Source organism: Tunturibacter empetritectus (assembly GCF_040358985.1).
In the GTDB taxonomy this organism is placed as follows: Bacteria; Acidobacteriota; Terriglobia; order Terriglobales; family Acidobacteriaceae; genus Edaphobacter; species Edaphobacter empetritectus.
Window position 1 is genome coordinate 4391313 of sequence record NZ_CP132932.1, and the last position, 18726, is coordinate 4410038.

The window sequence follows — 18726 nt, forward strand, 5'->3', positions numbered from 1 at the left end:
AAGAGGATCGAATGTCGGAAGCAACCCAGGCAAAACCCGAGCTCAAAGCGCTGAAGTCGACGCTGAATCTGCCGCAGACGGCCTTCCCGATGAAGGCCAATCTGCCCCAGAACGAGCCAGCGCGCCTCCAAGCGTGGCAGCACAGCGACTTATACGCCCAGATTCGCACCGCCCGGACCGGCCAGCCGAAGTACATCCTCCACGACGGCCCTCCCTACGCCAACGGAGCTATCCACCTCGGTCACGCGCTCAACAAGTGCATCAAGGACTTCGTCGTCAAGACCAAGACCATGGCCGGGTTCGACGCCCCTTATGTGCCCGGCTGGGACTGCCACGGCCTGCCTATAGAAATTAAGGTGGACGAGCAGCTAGGCCGCAAAAAACTCGAGATGGACCCCATCGCCGTGCGCCGCGCCTGCCGCGAGTACGCGCAAAAGTATGTCGACCTCCAGCGCAGCCAGTTCGAGCGCATCGGCGTCTTCGGCCGCTGGAACGACCCCTACCTCACCATGAGCTTCGGCTACGAGGCCAGCATCGTCGAGACCTTCTACGACTTCTTCGAGAAGAAGTTCGTCTACAAAGGCCTGAAGCCCGTCTACTGGTGCATCCACGACCGCACCGCACTGGCCGAAGCCGAAGTTGAGTACGACCAGCACACCTCGCCCAGCGTGTACGTACGCTACGCCCTCACCAGCGATCCAGCTGTCGTCGCCCCGTCCCTCGCTGCGATAAAAGACCTCTACACCATCATCTGGACCACCACGCCGTGGACCCTCCCCGCGTCGCAGGCCATAGCCTTCAATCCCCAGCTCGAATACGTTGCACTCGCCTGCGAAGGCGGCACCTATATCGTCGCGCAGGCGCTCCTGTCCTCGGTGATCACACACTGCCGCCTGATGAGCGCTAAGAACCCCACCGAGCCCGCGTCGCAGGCGGATATCGTCGCCGTCTTCACCGGCAATCATCTGGAGCATGCCACCTTTCAGCACCCATTCCTCGATCGCAGCATCCTCGGCGTTAACGCTGACTACGTCACCGCCGAACAAGGCACCGGAGCTGTTCACACCTCGCCCGCTCACGGCGTCGACGACTTCTACACTGGCCAGTGCTACAAACTCCCTGAGATTCAGTACGTCGACAACGCCGGCCGCCAGCGCCACACCGGCACCAACGGCGGAGGCGGAGTTGCCCAACCCTACGAAGACCTCACCGTCTTCAAGTCCAACGCGCCCATCATTGAGCTCCTCAAAGAAAAAGGCGCACTCCTTAGCGACACCACCTTCGAGCACTCCTATCCCCATTGCTGGCGCTGCCACAACCCCGTCATCGTTCGCGCCACCGAGCAGTGGTTCATCGGTATGGAAACTCCGATGGTCACCGACGAAGGCACCATCACCACCTTCCGCCAGCGTGCCCTCGACGAGATCAAGCAAGTCGTCTGGGATCCCGCCTGGGGCGAAGAGCGCATCTCCAACATGATCGCCACCCGGCCCGACTGGTGCATCTCCCGCCAACGCATCTGGGGCGTTCCCATCGCCGTCTTCCTCTGTGAAAAGTGTGGCGAGCCGCTCAACGAACCCGCAGTCAACAAAAGCATCGTCGATCTCTTCAAGAAAGAGGGTGCCGACGCCTGGTACTCGCACGATGTCACAAGCCTCCTCCCCGAAGGAACCGCCTGTGCAAAGTGCGGGCACAAAGAGTTCCGCAGAGAGATGGACATCCTCGACGTCTGGTTCGAATCCGGCTCCAGCTGGCACGCCGTCCTCGACCTCGAACCCGAGCTCCACTCCCCCGCCGATCTCTACACCGAAGGCGGCGACCAGCATCGCGGCTGGTTCCACTCTTCCCTGCTCACCTCTGTTGCCGTGCGCAACCACACACCCTACAGGATGGTCGCGACCTCCGGCTGGACCCTCGACGAACAAGGCCGCGCCTTTTCAAAGAGCCTGGGAAATGGAGTGGACCCTGTCGACATCGCCAAGCGTCTCGGCGCGGAAGTGATCCGTCTCTGGGTAGCCTCCGTCGACTTCCGCGAGGACGTAGCCGCCAGCGAAAACCTCATGCAGCGCGTCAGCGACAACTACCGCAAGCTGCGTAACACTCTGCGCTTCCTCCTCGGCAACCTCCACGACTTCGACCCTTCCACGGATGCCATCCACGACTTTGCGAAGCTGGAACATTTAGACCAGTACATCCTCGCCCGCACCGCCGAGCTCGACGCCAAGATCCGCGCTGCGTACGACAGCTTCGAGTTCCACCGCGCCTATCACGCCCTCAACGAGTATGTGAACACCGACCTCAGCGCACTCTACCTCGACGTCCTCAAAGACCGTCTCTACACCTTCGCGCCAAACCACCCCGGCCGACGCAGCGCACAGACTGCACTCTGGCGCATCGCCGAAACCCTCACTCGCCTCATCGCCCCCATCCTCAGCTTCACCGCAGACGAAGTCTGGGGGCTCCTACCCAAGATGGAAAATCGCGAATCAAGCGTCCACCTGGCCCTCTTCCCCGCCATGTCCGAGATCGTCCCTGTCACCACCCGCAAACTCGAGGAAGACTTCGACCACCTCCTCACATTGCGCGACGAGGTCCTCAAGGTTCTCGAAGAGGAACGCACCGCGAAGACCATCAGTAATAAATCCTCCGAGACCCAGATCGTCCTCGGCTGGCTCAACAGCGTCGCCGAGCAGCCCAACCCCGTCTTCGAGCACTACGAAGCCATCCTCCCCGAGCTCTTCGGCGTAGCCCAGGTCAAGATCTCAGACGCCATCATCACCGAAGGCAACGTAGAAAAGGGAGCCTTCTATGTTCAGGCCAAACCCGCCGCAGGTTCGAAGTGCGAACGCTGCTGGCGCTTCACCGAAGACGTAGGCCAAGAAGCCAACTACCCAACCGTCTGTCTTCGCTGCGCCGACGCTCTCGAAGCCATCCACTTCCCACCCTACGACGCACCCAGCAACACCACGGAGCCGCAAGCCTGATGTCCTCAATGTCATCACCGAACAAGACGACCTACGAAGCCGCAACGCCCGCCATCGCGACCGAACCGCGCGACCGACGCGGTGTTGCGCTCGCGATCGCCGCAGCAGTCGTCATCCTCGACCGCATTACCAAGCGCATCGTCGTGCAGCAACTACCCAACGGCCAGGCCCACACCGTCATCCCCGGCATCTTCCGCATCACCGACGTCCACAACACCGGCGCCGCCTTCAGCATGTTCGCCGAATCCGCCTCTCCCTCCACCGTCCGCAACATCCTCATCGCCTTCTCCGTCATCGCGGTCGTCGTCCTGCTCGGAATGCTCTGGCGAGCAGGGCGCGTCCTCTCGGTCAGCTCAGTAGCCCTCGCGCTCATCCTTGGAGGAGCCTTCGGAAATCTCTACGACCGCGTTCGCTACAGCTACGTCGTCGATTTTCTGGAAGTGCACATCGGCAACTACCACTGGCCCGACTTCAACGTCGCCGACAGCTGCATCGTCATCGGAGCCTGCCTCCTCCTCATCGAAATCTTTCGCCCGCAACCCGCAGATCACGCCGCAAGCTAAGAAAAAGGCCCATCCTAATGAAGAAAAACAACGGCCTATACAAATGGAAAGTGGCCGTTATAGCAGGGGCTGCAATCCTGTTGTTGATGGAACTCCTTCTGACCTTGTTCACTATTGATTTCGTCGAATGGCTGTGCACGCTCGTTATAACTTCGATTTTCATCTGCTCACTGCTGCTCGCCTGTTACAAAAAGAGACTGACTGCGGGCGCGGCCATCGCAATCATGATCGTCTGCTGTGTAACCACATGGGTTGTTTTGAAAAAACGAAACGAGATCAGAACAAATACAAGGTGGTTCTTTGGATCAAAAAGATATAAAGCTCAAGTTCTCGCCACTGGCGCGACAAACGACGGCCAGCTAAAACACATGGAGTGGGATGGTTGGGGTTTTCCCGGTGCAGGAGACACCGTCGTCTATCTAGTCTTCGATCCGAGTGATTCACTCTCCACTGGTGCTAGAGGGAACTCTCACGGAAAGTTTGCAGGAATCCCCTGCGAAGTACCTCTTGTAAATAGGCTCGAAGATCACTGGTACACCGTGTTGTTCTATACCGATACCGACTGGCACCACTGTGCATAACCGGTACATGGTCGGTGCCCACCAGTTAATTCGCATTTCCTACGCTCATGCGGGAAAATAGAAGTTTGCCATGAATGACCAGATCACAATTCGCGGCGCCCGCACCCACAATCTCAAGGGCATCGACGTCGACATCCCGCACAACGCCCTCACCGTAGTCTCCGGCGTCAGCGGCTCCGGCAAATCCTCGCTGGCTTTCGACACCGTCTACGCCGAAGGCCAGCGCCGCTACGTCGAATCGCTCTCCGCCTACGCCCGACAGTTCCTCGAGCGCATCGAAAAGCCTGACGTCGACTTCATGGACGGCCTCGCCCCCGCCATCGCCATCAAGCAAAAAAATCAGACCCGCAACCCACGCTCCACCGTCGCCACTGCAACCGAGATCTACGACTACCTCCGCCTCCTCTACGCCCGCTGCGGCACCGTCACCTGCCTGCACTGCGGCGGAATCGTCAAGCACGACACCGTAGACGAGATCATCACCACACTCTTCGCCCTGCCTGAAGGCACACGCACCTACGTCCTTTTTCCCATCCTCCGCGCCGAGCTCAAACTCGAGCCTATGCAGATCGCGACCGCGGAGCCCGGAGCTGAAGCCCCAACACCAAAGAAGGCCGCCGCAAAGAAATCTTCGAAAGCCGCAAACGCTGCCACCGAGGCTCTCACCCTCACTGACGCACTCAAAGACCGACTCACTGAACTGCGGCGCCGAGGCTACAATCGCCTCTACCAGTCAGGAAAAATCGTAGAGTTCTCCACTCCCGAATCCCTCCTCGAACTCGACTTCACCCAGCCCATCTTCGCCCTCATCGACCGCCTCGCCATCAGCCCCGAGAGCCGCGCCAGAGTTGTCGATGCCATCGAGACCGGCTACCGCGAATCCGGCGAAGTACAGTTTCACACCGTTTCGCGCGAAGAGAACGAGGCCGCAACGAAGTTGCGTTTCTCCGCAGCCTTCGAGTGCACCACCTGCCACCGCGCCTATCGCGAACCCGAACCGCGCCTCTTCTCCTTCAATAATCCCTACGGCGCGTGCCCCCGCTGCCAGGGCTTCGGCAACACCATCGACTTCGATCCAAATCTGATCATCCCCGACAAGTCGAAGACCCTCGACGAAGGCGCCATCGCCCCCTGGACCACCACCAAGTACCGCCCGCACCACGGCGAGATGAAGCGCGCCGCCAAAGCCGCCGGCATCCCCACCGACGTCCCCTGGTACGATCTCACTCCCGCCCAACAAGCCTTCATCGAAGATGGCAACACCACCTTCCCCGGCATCCGCGGTTTCTTCGCCGCGCTCGAACGCAAAAAATACAAGCTCCACGTCCGCGTCTTCCTCTCGAAGTACCGCGGCTACGCCCTCTGCCCCGACTGTCGAGGCCAACGCCTCCGCGCCGAAGCCCGCGCCGTCCTTATCAACAACCAAAATATCTGCGAGACCTCCGCCCTGACCATCACAGGCGCCCAGGAGTTCTTCGATAATTTGCAACTTACACCGGCACAATTAGAAGTAGCCGGAAAGATCCTCGAAGAGGTCCGCCAGCGCGTTCACTTCCTCCATCAGGTGGGTCTCGACTACCTCACCCTCGATCGCCTCAGCTCCACCCTCTCCGGCGGTGAAGCCCAGCGCATTCAACTCGCAACCTCACTAGGCTCGCGCTTAGTCGGCGCCCTCTATGTCCTCGACGAGCCCAGCATCGGCCTCCACACCCGAGACACCGCCAAGCTTATCAGCATCATGAAAGACCTCCGCGACCTCGGTAACACCATCCTCGTCGTCGAGCATGACCCCGACGTCATCCGCGCCGCCGACCACCTCCTCGACCTCGGTCCCGGAGCCGGCGAGCTAGGCGGTCATCTCCTCGCCGAAGGTACAGTCGGCGAGGTCACGGCCAACCCCAACTCCATTACCGGGAAATACCTCTCCGGCCGCGCCACCATCCCCATCCCAAAGCACCGCCGCGAGCCCGGCCGCGAGCACCTCAAGCTCACCGGAGCACGCATCCACAACCTCCGTGGGGTCGACATCGACATCCCCCTCGGCCTGCTCTGCTGCGTCACCGGCGTCAGCGGCTCCGGAAAATCCACCATCGTCCACCAGGTCCTCTATCGTGCCCTTATGCAGTCGCTCGGCCAGACCGAAGGCGCAGATCCAGCACACCTCTATCGCGAGCTCTCCGGCACCCAGCACCTCAACGATGTCATCCTCGTTGACCAGTCGCCAATCGGCCGTACTCCGCGATCCAATCCAGTTACCTATATCAAAGCCTTCGACGATATCCGCGCCCTCTTCGCCGCCCAACCGGACGCCAAGCGCAAAGGCTTCGGACCCGGCCACTTTTCCTTTAATGTCCCCGGCGGGCGCTGCGACGTCTGCGAAGGCGACGGCACCGTCACTGTCGAGATGCAGTTCCTCGCCGACATCGAGCTCCCCTGCGAAGAGTGCAACGGAACACGTTACAAATCCAGTATCCTCGACATCCGCTACAAGGGCAAGAACATCCACGACGTTCTCAATATGACCGTCAAGGAAGCTCTCGTCTACTTCGCAGGCCACCCCAAGATCGTCGACAAGCTCTACGTCCTCGACGAGGTCGGCCTCGGCTACGTCCGTCTCGGCCAATCCGCCACCACGCTCTCCGGCGGCGAAGCCCAGCGTGTCAAACTCGCCTCCCACCTCGCCACCGCTCGCTCCATCACCAACCGCAGCGCCAACGACACAGCCGCCAAGGTCCGCAGCCGCACCCTCTACATCCTCGACGAGCCCACTACTGGCCTCCACTTCGACGACGTCGCCAAGCTCCTCGCAGCTTTCCGCAAGCTCATCGAAGGCGGCGGCTCCCTCCTCGTCATCGAGCACAATCTCGACGTCATCAAATCCGCCGACTGGGTCATCGACATGGGCCCCGAGGGCGGCAGCGGCGGCGGCCAGATCGTAGCCACCGGCACACCCGAAGAGATCGCCGTCAACCCCGCATCCCACACCGGCCATTGGCTGGCCCCCGTCCTCAACCTAGCCACCCCGAAGGCCGAACCAGAACTCCAGGTCACCGCATGAAACGTTTGTCATTCTGAACGAAGCGAAGAACCGCTGTCTTTTGCTCGCAGCGGCAACACTCTATCGTCGGGAAAAATCGATAAGCAAATGAGGCTCGCTCTACAATCCTCGAATGGCAGCAATTATTCGAGCAATTAGCGTCAAGCAGCCTTTCGCCGAACAGATCCTACGCGGCTCGAAGCGTTACGAGTACCGTACCGTTCCGACAAATATCCGAGAACGTGTCTATATATACGCTTCCCTCAAGCCTCGTCGCGAAGAGGAATTCTGGCGCAAAATGGACAAGTCCGCCGAACAACTGCCAAAGGGAAAGATAGTCGGTAGTGTGCAGATCGTGGGCTGCATAGAGATTGCCGGCTGCAAGTCGAATCGCAAAGAATTTGCCTACAAGCTCGCAAATCCAAAACGCCTTCGTACTCATCTCGTACCGACGAACCAGCCCGGTCCCGTCTTCTGGCGTCCACACTTTTAGCGGAATTTGAAGGCCGAACCAGAACTAGTCACCGCTTAGCTTGCAGCATCCCTCGTTTGCTCTTTCGCGTTCCATCGGTCTAGTATCTGATTCTCTCCTCCCCAGGCATTGCGGGCCAGGCACCTCAGAAAACTCCAGGGGGATACTATGGGTCCATCCTGTCTGAACCGGCGTCATTCTAGCTTTCGACTAGCCACAGCAACGTTATTTGGCTTGTGCGCCCTCTCTGTCGCTGCCGCTCAGGCCAACGATCCACTCCTCCCCGGCGTCGTCTACGTCTGCAGCGGCGAGCGCATGTTCATCGAGAACTGCAACGTCCGCGACACCTCCGACACCTCCACCTGCATGGTCGGCCACCCTGACCACATCCAGCCGAACGGCCTCATGCAGTACACCAACGCCACTCGTGGAGCGCTGAAAAAACTCTTCCCCACCTGCACCCAACCATCCACCAGACAGGTCGCCGCCGCAAAGGCCTTCCAACAGAAGCAGCAGGACACCTACAACGCGAACGTCCAGAAAGCCGACACCCAGCTCAAAGCCTCCACGCAACCGATCCCTCAACCCGGCCAACCCGCTCCTCTCAAAAACGCCGAAGAGCGTGAGATGCGCCGCTGCGTCAGCTCCGGCAGGCTACCTTCCAGCTGCACCGGCAACCAACTCCTCGGCGCCTTCACCCAGATGTTCACTCAAGTGACCTCTGCGCTCGCTCCAGGAGAAGTCAAAAAAGAGCAGCCCTCCTCCGGCCCCAATATGGCAGGTGTCTTCGAAGGCCCCGGCCACTGGCGTCTCGACTTCATCGACGGTGGCGTCCTCGTCAACTGCTCCTTCCTCTCACCCAATCAAGAGGCCTATTCCCTAGACTTCAGAGGCGGCCGCGCTGTCCTCACCATCAACACCAGGCCCAGGCCTCTTGTCCTCACCCTCCACGGTACTGAAACCATCACCGGGCCGCCCGGCCCCGTCACCATCGATGGCGTCGTCGCCGGCGGCTATACCCCAGGTACCTCCTCCCCCGGCCACACCGAAACCTCCCAGACCACCACCCACGAAGCCGTCAGTCAAAGCCAGGCCGGCAGCTACAACCAATCCCAGCTCACCTACCAGGGCAATGGCCAATACGACGCCGCGACCACTCACACCAGCAGCACCTACGTCCCCGGCGCATCCACCCCCGGCTCCACCAACTTCGTTCCTAAGCGCGCAACCTGCTCCGCCATCAACCTCTCCTCGAAGGGAGCCGGCACAAGCATCCAGACCATGCAGACAGACCTTCTCAAATCCGTGTTCGGCGGAGACAAAGGCGCACCCGCACCACCCGGAGTCCGCATGCACGGCATCTTCGCCGCACCCACCGGCTTCAGTGTCCAATTCTTCCCCGAGTCCGTCATCCTCGGCTGCGGTCCCGATGCCGCACGAGCCTATCCCTACACGGTCGAGCCTGGCGCAACAGGTGTAGCCATCAAAATCGCCGCCCCCGATCATCCCCTAGCCCTCGCCATCAAACCCGATGGGTCGCTCGACCCTGACGCCTCCGGCCCCTACCAAGTCCACGGACGCGTCGTCACCGGCCAGAACGACAACGACGACTTCACCTTCGCTCCACTCGAACAGACCTGCAACCTCGCCGTCCTCACTCCCAGCAAAACGATTCCCTCGTCGGGCGGCGGCTCCACCATGCTTGCATCTGCTGGAAGTCCGGCAGCATCCCCGGCCAACAACAGCGGCACCCTCTCCTCCTCTGCCACGCCCCTCGGCAACGCCACTCTGTCCATAGTCTCCGGGCTCCCGCCACAAGCCGGCACTCCTAACCCTCTCGCCGGACACCCCTACACCCTTCTGCGCAACAGCGTTGCCGACATACTGGCACAGCAAGGCGTCGCCGTTCCTCCCGGGTCGTCCCCTTATAAAGTCCTCGGCACCGCCTGCGGAAATCGGACCCCTGACTGTCAAAAGATTCTGGATGCGGTCAAGGCAAACGCCGCCTCCGCCATCCGCGCCGACGCCAACGGCAGCGCAACCTTCCCCGGCGTCCCTCCCGGAACCTACTACCTGATGATCTCAGCCCGCTACAACAATCAGGCTCTGGTCTGGGACCACCCCCTACAACTAAAGCCCGGGCCAAACACACTCTCGCTCGATCAACGCAACGCAACTCCGATCAATTGAAGCAAACGACACGTCGGCGGGAGTGCCTGGCACGGAGCAGAGAGACCTGCTTCCAAATCAGGACTGCTTGCACCTCATTCGATGAGAATGATACGCGGTTGTGGTGGCATATGGCTCTTAATGTCTAACCCTCGAAAATAAGAGCGAACCTGACGCACCGGCGCAATCCGTCGGGCGAGTCGCGATTAAGCGGGAACGTACGTCAACCTGACCACGTCCTCGCCAATTAGATCGCTGGCCACAAAGCGGAGTGGCGGCCGAGGACCGGAGAAGAATGGCTTGCCGCGACCAAGTACGACGGGGTGAAGGTAAAGTCGATACTCATCAATAAGACCAAGGTCGGTTAGGCTTCCTGCCAAGTCTGGTCCGGCAACCTCAAATTCTCCGACGTGCTGTGCCTTCAGCCCGCGTATAACCGTCTCGATGTCATCTTCGATAAGCGTGGCGTTGGGCCCGACCGACTTCAACGCGCGCGACACAACCCACTTCGGCTTGCTCCGCCATGCCGCCGCGAAGTCGTGCTCCTCCGCGGCCCAGTCCGGAAGGTCTTCGTCCCAATAACGCATTACCTCATACATGCGGCGACCGTACACAATGCCCGCTAGCTCCTGTATGTGCTCTATGAAGTGACGAAAGAGCGCCACGCTTGGCTTAAATTTCAGATGGTCGACGTAGCCATCCAAAGACTGATTCAATCCATAAACAAGCTTTGCCATGGTACAAACTGCGCCCCGGATTCTTCAGAATAGTTGAGGCGACAATACGCGAGCGTGAGGTTTAGGTGCAAACTGCACGCCGCTTCGTCGGTGTGGCGAATGACCGAAGGGGTTCGCTGGGATCAGTAAAAAGCTCTCGTCTACCTTTACCGATAAGTTCGCCGGGTGTAGCCGAACTGACGGCTGTTATCGTAGAGGCGATGACAAAGATGACAAAAAAGAAAGCAGCAACCGTGAACGCCATTCAGCAGGCTGAACTGATTCTGAAACTGTATGAACTCCGGCGGGAGGCGGTCATGCGTGAAGCGCGCTCCTATGTAGGCGGCGATTTTCTACCCGCATCCGCCAGCGAATTGATCCAGATCGTGAGTACAGGAGACAGGCGCAGTAGTTTTGTTCTTCAGGTGTATGGGTACTGGGAGATGGTCGCTGCTTTTGTAACTAGCGGTGCCCTTGACGCCGAGTTGCTCTATAACACCTGCCCCGAGGTCTACTTCCAATACGCCAAAATTCAGACCTACCTGGCACAGTTCCGCGAAGAGATGAACCTGCCCGAGTTCCTGATAAACGTCGAACAGCTTATCGAAGGATCACGCAAGGGCCGCAAGCGTCTCGAAGCCATGCAAAAGAACCTGGCAGCTATCGCCGAAGCACGAAGCCGCCCTCCAATAAAGCCACGCGCAAAGAAATAACTCCCCACAAAAAACACTGCCCGCCAACGAAGAACCTTGTTGAAAACAACACCCACAACGTTTATGCAAAGGCATTAGCACTTACCGGAAACAGCCCCTCTTGAAGTGTCCCGGAGAAACTTCCAAGCTGACGGTAGTAATGCTGAAGTGCCTGACGAGTGACTCGCCGATTTGGCGTCAACGGAGAATGTCTATAGCTCAAATCCGAGAAATGCGTTCATCAGGACTATCGCGAGTGTCGAGACGTCGGCCTGAGGCTCGGGCTTGTCGCACCTCAGCTGGATCTGGGCACAAATGCAGCGATGGCCGATGAGGCGGTGAGCGCACTATAGTAGAAGCAACATCATGAATAGCGTCTCAGATCTTTCCAGCGGTTCCCAGTCAAAAAATCATTACGAAGTCCTGGATGGCTTGCGCGGCGTCGCAGCACTCCTGGTCGTCGCCTTCCACATCCTGGAACCGAACGACCACGGCATCCGGTTCAACCAGATCATCAACCACGGTTATCTGGCCGTCGACTTCTTTTTCCTGCTCTCCGGCTTTGTAGTGGCCTACGCCTACGACGACCGCTGGCCCCGCATGAGCCAATGGAACTTTTACAAGCGCCGCCTTATCCGTCTTCAGCCCATGATCGTTATGGGTAGCCTCATCGGCGCCGCGCTTTTCTACTTCCAACGAGGCTCTGCCTTTCCGCTCATTGCCACAACTCCATCGTGGAAGCTGCTCGCCGTCATGTTTTTCGGCTGCACGCTTCTTCCGCTGCCGACCCAATTCGATATCCGCGGCTGGGACGAGATGCATCCGCTCAATGGCCCCGCCTGGTCTCTCTTCTTCGAGTACATCGCCAATATCCTTTACGCTTGCTGGCTGCGCAAGCTCTCGACTCGTTGGTTAAGCCTGCTTACAGCACTTTCTGCCATTCTTCTCCTTCACATGCTGGTCACCGGGGAGGGCGACGCCATCGGAGGTTGGGCGCTCAACGGAGCGCAGCTTCACATAGGGTTTGCACGCTTGCTCTATCCCTTCCTTGCAGGCATGCTGCTCATGCGCTCGGGTAAGCGAATTCATGTACGCCATGGTTTCTATCTGTGCAGCCTGTTACTGGTCATTTGCTTTGCGCTGCCGCGCTTCGGTGGTCTTAACCATCTCTGGATGAACGGCCTCTACGAAGCATTTTGCATTATCGCCGTCTTCCCGATTATCGTTGCCATTGGGGCCGGAAATCTGAAGGCCACCGTTGCTTCCAATCGGCTCTGCCGCACTCTGGGGGACATCTCCTACCCGCTTTACCTGACCCACTACCCCCTGATCTACCTCTACACCGCCTGGATTGGGCAAGGCGTGCACAGCCTGGGTCAGCGCGCTGCATGGGGCACTCTTCTCTGGTTTACAGCCGTGGCGATTGGGTATGCCTGCCTCAAACTTTACGACGAACCCGTCCGCGCATGGCTGAGCCGGCGTTTTCTTCAAAGTACTAGCCCTGGTGCAGCAGTCCACATTCCAGGTACCGACCCAGCATTCCCAGTTGATCCAGCACGCTTCTGAACTTGGATGAGGCTTGATGCAGCGCAAGCCTTGCATGCGCTGGGCCACTAGGATCATGCGATTGGGTCTTGGCAAGCCGCATTTGTTTGCTAAATCCAGGTGGGCACAGATCCTCGGTCGGCGATAACAAGACGAGTCACTCATCGAGGCGCGACATCAAACCTGTTTTGCAACTTCTGCTTTGACAGCAAATCGGATATTACCTAGCGATAGATTCGTCTACCCATAAAGTTTCGTACAGTCTCCAGCCGCACCCTCTCGACTCGTCTGTTACTCTTAAAACAGAGAAAGCTGTCGAAGCCCGGCCATTCCAGGTCGGGCTTCCGCACTTAAGAATCACAGAAGGTCCAGACCTAAAGTGTCGCGATCAAAGACTTTGCCTACTTACGGTAGGAGGGAAAATACCACCGATGCAGACCGCAAGCCACACCGGGTCGAAGCCGCTACGCCAGTCCCTCGGCCGTCCCTCCGTCATCCTGTCGCTGATACTTTCCACACTTCTCCTCGCGTCCATTCCGGCCCTTGCCCAACTCCCGGCAGGTGCCATCGACACCACCGCTCCCCCGAAAACCGCCGCACAAGACCCCGCCCGCGCTCAGGCCAACGACGCCCTTGACAAGCGGGACTACCCCACCGCCCTCAAAATTCTCACCCCACTCGCTGACAAGAATCCTACCGACGCCCACCTCCTCTACGACCTGGCCTTCACCCAGGACGCGCTCGCTGAAACTCCAGCCCAGACCACCGCCGCTGAGCAAACCTATCGGCGCGCCATCGCTGCCGACCCCGCCTACTTTGACCCCCATCTCGCCCTCGGCCTCCTCCTCGCTCGCGGCGGCCGGCTCACCGACGCCCACAACGAGCTTCAAAAAGCCATTACCCTCACCACCGATAACCCAGCCTTGAAAGGCCGCGCCTACCGCGCCCTCGCCCGCATCGATCAGTCCGTCAATCCCCCCGCCGCCAGCGATGAACTCCTCTCTGCCATCAAAATCACCCCCGAAACCCCAGGAGACATCCTCCTCTCCGGCGAGCTAGCCGAGGCCTCCGGCGACTCCACCGCCGCCGAACTAGCGTACCGTCGCCTCCTCGCCGTCGACCCGCAGAATCACGACGCCACCGCCGCCCTCACCCATCTCCTCCTCCACCAGCAACAACCCGAAAAGGCCGAATCACTCCTGACTGCCGCCCTCGCCAAAGACCCCGATAACCCCACCCTCAACGCCCAGCTCGCCAGCCTCTACGAGCAGCAGGGCAAGACCGCCCAGGCCATCCCCCTCGCCGCCAAACTCCACGCTGCACACCCCGAAGACTCCGCCATCACCCGCCTCCTCGCCCGTCTCTACAGCCGAAACCAGCAGTACGACCAGGCCGCGCCGCTCTACAACGGCCTCCTGACCCGATCCACGCAGGATCCCACTCTCCTCGACGACAGCGCCGATGTTCAGATTCATCTCAAAAACTTCGCCGAGGCCGAAGCCCTCCTCAAACGTGCCCTCGCCCAGACCAGCGCCTTCCCCACCAAAGACGATCTTGCCCAGGCGGCCAGCCATCTCGCCTTCGCAGCGTCCGCAAACAACGACCCCACAACAACCTTGCAAGCTCTCGATATTCGTGGTAAAGTGCAGCCACAGTCACCGTCGTCCCTGTTCCTCGCGGCAACTGCGCACGACAAGCTGCACCACACCAAACAGGCGACCGACCTGTACAAACAGTTCCTCTCCGTGGCAAACGGCCAGTTTCCGGACGAGGAGTGGGAGGCCCGCCACCGCCTCCTCACCCTCGATCACATGAAGTAGGCAAGCGCTCCCTTCGAGGTGCGTGATGAAATCGATCCATCGTTTCGCTCTTCTTCTCTCCCTGCCGCTGCTTCTGTCCTCTCCAGCAACCGCCCGCGCCGCCTCCTTTGACGACAACCTTCCAACCGCCGAAGCTCTTGTCCAGCTCGAACTCCGCGCCCAGCAGGCCAACCCGCGCGACCAATGCTACCTCTACACCGAGCTCGTTCACGTCATGACCGAGGTCGCAGGCAAGCAGATGCTCAACGGCGACGTCGATCAGGCCACCGCGACCCTCAAAAAGGTCAACGCCTACGCGAGGCTCATCCACATGGACCTCGCCAGCAACTCCAAGCGCCTCAAGAACGCAGAAGAGTTGATGCATCACACCTCCTATCGCCTCGGCGAGTATCTCCATAAAGCCTCCAATGAAGATCGCGACACCCTGCAGGCAACTCTCAAGCAGCTCGACCAGGTCCACGACGAACTTCTAGCTCAGGTCTTCAAACACTAGAATCAAACACCAGGAACCGATGCTCCGCAGACTCTCGCTCGTCCTTCTTCTGCTCTCGCTTGCTCCGTGCCTTCCCGCCCAGCGTACCGACGCCTCCCTCTCCGACGGCGAAGTCGAGCAACTCCGAGAGGTCGCTTACTATCCCAATGACCGCGTACTCCTCTTCATCAAGCTCCTCGACGCCCGCAATAAATCCATCCAGGATCTCTTCGCCATTCCACGTAAACCCGGCCGCGCGCAGGACACCCACGATCTCCTCGAACAGTTCACCGCAATCGCAGACGAGCTGAACGACAACCTCGACGACTACGGCCCCCGTCACCGCGACATTCGCAAAGCCCTGCCTAAGCTGGTCGAAGCCACCGAGCGCTGGTCTTCCAACCTGAAGTCCCCACCCGACAACGAGACTTACAACGTCTCCCGCCGGCTCGCCCTTGAAGCTGTCCACGACCTCCACGATCAAGCCACCCAGCTTATCGACGAGCAGAAGGCCTGGTTCCTCGCCCACCCGCCCCCAAAAGAAAACAAGAACGCTCCTCTAGACCTTCCCCGATAGCTTCGAAGAAGTTGTCCTGCCGGACGGGCCTCCTGCGCGGAGTGCGGGCGTTCGCACGCCTTTTTAAAGCTTCGCGTGATCCTCCCGTTGGTCGGAATCATCTTTATCGCGACCAACGGGAGCGCCAACCAAAGGGGTATACAAGTCACGAAGTGACCGCCCTCCGCGCAGGAGGCCCGTCCGGCAGGACAGCCAAGCACGAACCATCCAACGCACCTCCTGCACAGCCTCACCTCTTATAAAATCGTCTTATAGCACCAAGACAAGGACGAAGCCCTGACCACCCCGAAGCATCCCGGCCCCTCCCCCCTGCGCCAATTCCTGCAGCTCTTCTCTTCGCCCTCGCCCACTCTCTTCGACCACCTTCCAGCCCCACCACCCGCAGTCCCGATTCGTCCGCCCACCCTTCGCAAGCCCCGCGCCGCAAAATCCAAGTCCACCGCCTCCACCTCCCTCGTAGCCGTCTTCGAGGAGCAGTACCGCGAACTCCGTCCACGCGCCCCCATCCCCCCACTCGACATTCGCTTCCGCCGCTTCACCTCTCTCAACACCACCATCCGCCTGCGCGAAGGCCATCTCCACGTCCGTCTCTCCGACCTGCTCGAGTCCGCGCCCGACTCCATCCACCACGCCATCGCCCACATCCTCCTCGCCAAGCTCTACAAGAAGCCCATCGCGTCGGTTCACGCCGACCGCTACCGCCGCCACGTCTCCTCTGAGGCAATCTCCCGCCAGGCCGAGCACATCCGCCAGACCCGTGGCCGCAAACGCCTCTCCACCCCCTCCGGCCATCACTACGACCTCAACGAAGTCTTCGAATCTTTGAACATCCGTTTCTTCCACGGACTTCTCGGACGCCCCACCCTCACCTGGTCGGCTCACCACGCCCGCCGCATGCTGGGCCACTACGACGCCGCCCACAACACCATCGTCGTCAGCCGCGTCTTCGACCGTCCCGACACCCCGCGCTGCGCCATCGAGTACCTCCTCTATCACGAGATGCTCCATCTCAAACATCCCGTCCGCGTCAAGGCCGGCCGTCGCTGCGTCCACTCCCGCGAGTTCCAGGCAGAAGAGCGCCTCTTCCCCGAACTCGAAGCCGCCAAATCCTACCTCAAGCGCCTCTAAACCCTTCCCCTGCAATCAGCGCAAACCAAAATTTCATGCGCAGGCATAAAATCCCGTGCTACGATTCCGCAACGCAAATCCACCAGCGTTTCTTGCATCCAGAACTACGCATGAATCGTCGAACTTGGCCTTTACTGCCAATTCGACCAGTCGCACGGGCCTCGTCCTCCAGATATCTTTTCCGTCGGGCGAAAATCCAAATCACGAGAAAGAGCAGGTAGACCCCAATGGATCTCTCCAAACGAGCAGCAGCGGAGTTCTTCGGCACCTTCTGGCTTGTCTTCGGCGGCTGCGGCAGCGCCGTCCTCGCCGCGGCGTTCCCCAACCTGGGAATCGGATTCGTCGGCGTATCCCTGGCCTTCGGTCTCACCGTCCTCACGATGGCCTTCGCCATCGGCCACGTCTCCGGCTGCCACCTGAACCCCGCCGTCTCCATCGGCCTGGTCGTCGGCAAACGCTTCGCACCCTCCGAACTGCTGCCCTACATCATTGCGCAAGTTCTCGGAGCCGTTGCCGGCTCCGGCGTCCTATATCTCATCGCCAGCGGCAAACCTGGTTTCTCCCTCGCCGCCGGCTTCGCCTCCAACGGCTACGCCGACCACTCCCCCGGCGGCTACTCTCTCCTGGCCTGCTTCGTAGCCGAGGTCGTTCTCACCGCCTTCTTCCTTCTCGTCATCCTCGGCGCCACCGACGAGCGCGCCCCCAAAGGCTTCGCGCCAATCGCCATCGGCCTCTGCCTCACGCTGATCCACCTCATCAGCATTCCCGTCACCAACACCTCGGTGAACCCCGCCCGAAGCACCGGTCCCGCAATCTTCGTAGGAGGCTGGGCACTCAGCCAGCTCTGGCTTTTCTGGGTAGCGCCAATCTTAGGTGCCGTCCTTGGCGGGCTTGTCTCCACAGCTTTCTTCGCCGCCCCGCAACCACCTATCCGCGAAGAGATGGCCCGCGACAAACCCTAGACGCGTCGGCTCCCGTTGGTCGGAATCAACTTCTCTTCCGACCAACGGGAGGACCACGCAAAGCGGTATACAAGTCACGAAGTGACCGCCTCGCGCGCAGCGAGCCCGTCCGGCAGGACAAGATCTCTTACGAAGTAACCTCAACCACCGGCGCCACTGCAACACTCCCTCGCCGCGTCACCAGCAGCACAATCAGCCCCACCACCACCGACCCCAGCGCAGCCACCTGCGCATTGCTCATCCCCCAGTAAAGCCGCGGATTCACCCGCACAAACTCCACCAGGAATCGCGCGATCCCACTCAGAAAAAGATAAAGCCCCGTCATCCATCCTAGTGGCCTCGCCTTCTTCCCGAGCTGCCAAAGCAGCCAACCCAGCGCCATCGCAAACAGAAACTCATACACTGGCGTAGGCTGCACCAGCGCATCCGGCGGAGTCGGCAACACCAGCGCATCCTTCGCCATGTGCACGCCCCAAGGCAGCGTCGTATTGATGCCGTAGTCTCCATCACCTGACGTCAAACACCCAATCCGCCCCACGCCATATCCAATCGCCGCTGCAGGAGCCGCCAGATCCAGCATGCGCACGGCGGCCTTCCCCCCGGCCAGCCCATCCGGCTTCTCCATCCTGCCCTGCCACATCAGCATCGCAATCCCGGCGAGCATCCCGCCAAACCAAGCAAACCCAGCCTGAAACCAATGCAGAAAATCCATCGCCACCGCAAACGGCCGATGCCATCCCGGCGCAATAATCTGCCGGTACGCCGCATAAAGATCAGCCGGATTCTGCAGCTCATGCCACGCCTTCGCGCCCAGCACCCCCGCGATCACGACGAAAGCCACGACGTTCAGTGCATCCGCATCCACACCATTCCGGACAAAGTTTTTATGCAGCACCACCGTCGCCGCCACCGCCGCCAGCCACAACAACAACCCAAACGTACCCAGGTGAATCGGGCCAATATCGATATAGGGAAACATAATCCTCGCTCTATAAAAGTATAGCGGCC

Annotated in this window: 16 protein-coding genes; 13 read left to right on the forward strand and 3 right to left on the reverse strand. The window is 60.0% G+C overall.

Annotation, left to right across the window (positions count from 1 at the left end; translation table 11 throughout):
• The first annotated feature begins 11 nt into the window (after window positions 1-11).
• The 6 genes from ileS (at window position 12) to RBB75_RS18390 (ending at window position 9827) form a co-directional block, all read left to right on the forward strand.
• The gene (gene ileS / locus RBB75_RS18365) at window positions 12-2984 is read left to right on the forward strand and encodes an isoleucine--tRNA ligase (protein ID WP_353068912.1); all 2973 of its coding nucleotides are present in this window, start codon (window positions 12-14) and stop codon (window positions 2982-2984) included.
• Window positions 2984-3547, forward strand: a complete 564-nt coding sequence (gene lspA / locus RBB75_RS18370; protein WP_353068914.1) for a signal peptidase II — start codon at window positions 2984-2986, stop codon at window positions 3545-3547. The genes ileS and lspA overlap by 1 nt, the downstream gene beginning before the upstream one ends.
• 17 nt (window positions 3548-3564) lie before the next feature.
• The gene (locus RBB75_RS18375) at window positions 3565-4128 is read left to right on the forward strand and encodes a hypothetical protein (protein ID WP_353068915.1); all 564 of its coding nucleotides are present in this window, start codon (window positions 3565-3567) and stop codon (window positions 4126-4128) included.
• Between the two features lie 70 nt (window positions 4129-4198).
• The gene (gene uvrA / locus RBB75_RS18380; RefSeq protein ID WP_353068917.1) at window positions 4199-7186 is read left to right on the forward strand and encodes an excinuclease ABC subunit UvrA; all 2988 of its coding nucleotides are present in this window, start codon (window positions 4199-4201) and stop codon (window positions 7184-7186) included.
• A 112-nt stretch (window positions 7187-7298) separates the two neighbouring features.
• Window positions 7299-7658, forward strand: coding sequence for an ASCH domain-containing protein (locus RBB75_RS18385; protein WP_179638084.1), 360 nt, complete (start codon window positions 7299-7301; stop codon window positions 7656-7658).
• A gap of 213 nt (window positions 7659-7871) precedes the next feature.
• On the forward strand, window positions 7872-9827 hold the full coding sequence (locus tag RBB75_RS18390) for a hypothetical protein (protein ID WP_353068918.1): 1956 nt from the start codon (window positions 7872-7874) through the stop codon (window positions 9825-9827).
• Between the two features lie 185 nt (window positions 9828-10012).
• On the opposite strand, the gene RBB75_RS18395 is transcribed toward RBB75_RS18390, so the two are convergent.
• On the reverse strand, window positions 10013-10543 hold the full coding sequence (locus RBB75_RS18395) for a dihydrofolate reductase family protein (protein ID WP_179638086.1): 531 nt from the start codon (window positions 10541-10543) through the stop codon (window positions 10013-10015).
• 233 nt (window positions 10544-10776) lie between these two features.
• Here RBB75_RS18395 and RBB75_RS18400 point away from each other — a divergent pair, with 233 nt between their 5' ends.
• The 5 genes from RBB75_RS18400 to RBB75_RS18420 all read left to right on the forward strand — a co-directional run bounded on the left by RBB75_RS18400 (window position 10777) and on the right by RBB75_RS18420 (window position 15628).
• Entirely contained in the window at window positions 10777-11235 is a 459-nt protein-coding gene (locus RBB75_RS18400; RefSeq protein ID WP_179638087.1) for a DUF4760 domain-containing protein, read from the forward strand.
• Between the two features lie 345 nt (window positions 11236-11580).
• Window positions 11581-12780, forward strand: coding sequence for an acyltransferase family protein (locus tag RBB75_RS18405; protein WP_353068919.1), 1200 nt, complete (start codon window positions 11581-11583; stop codon window positions 12778-12780).
• Window positions 12781-13190: 410 nt separating this feature from the next.
• Window positions 13191-14579, forward strand: a complete 1389-nt coding sequence (locus RBB75_RS18410) for a tetratricopeptide repeat protein (RefSeq protein ID WP_179638089.1) — start codon at window positions 13191-13193, stop codon at window positions 14577-14579.
• A gap of 25 nt (window positions 14580-14604) precedes the next feature.
• Window positions 14605-15072, forward strand: a complete 468-nt coding sequence (locus tag RBB75_RS18415) for a hypothetical protein (RefSeq protein ID WP_179638090.1) — start codon at window positions 14605-14607, stop codon at window positions 15070-15072.
• A gap of 19 nt (window positions 15073-15091) precedes the next feature.
• The gene (locus tag RBB75_RS18420) at window positions 15092-15628 is read left to right on the forward strand and encodes a hypothetical protein (protein ID WP_353068920.1); all 537 of its coding nucleotides are present in this window, start codon (window positions 15092-15094) and stop codon (window positions 15626-15628) included.
• 249 nt (window positions 15629-15877) lie between these two features.
• Here RBB75_RS18420 and RBB75_RS18425 read toward each other — a convergent pair whose 3' ends face one another.
• A complete protein-coding gene (locus RBB75_RS18425; RefSeq protein WP_353068921.1) occupies window positions 15878-16471 on the reverse strand; it encodes a hypothetical protein in 594 nt (197 codons plus the stop codon).
• On the opposite strand from RBB75_RS18425, the gene RBB75_RS18430 reads away from it, so the two are divergent.
• Entirely contained in the window at window positions 16451-16756 is a 306-nt protein-coding gene (locus tag RBB75_RS18430; protein ID WP_306459674.1) for a hypothetical protein, read from the forward strand. The two genes, RBB75_RS18425 and RBB75_RS18430, sit on opposite strands and share 21 nt — an antisense overlap.
• Window positions 16757-16983: 227 nt before the next feature.
• Window positions 16984-17718 carry an aquaporin Z gene (gene aqpZ, locus RBB75_RS18435; protein WP_179638092.1) on the forward strand — a complete coding sequence of 245 codons (735 nt, stop codon included), beginning with the start codon at window positions 16984-16986 and terminating at the stop codon, window positions 17716-17718.
• A 127-nt stretch (window positions 17719-17845) separates the two neighbouring features.
• On the opposite strand, the gene RBB75_RS18440 is transcribed toward aqpZ, so the two are convergent.
• A complete protein-coding gene (locus RBB75_RS18440; protein WP_353068922.1) occupies window positions 17846-18697 on the reverse strand; it encodes a prolipoprotein diacylglyceryl transferase in 852 nt (283 codons plus the stop codon).
• Window positions 18698-18726 lie beyond the last annotated feature (29 nt).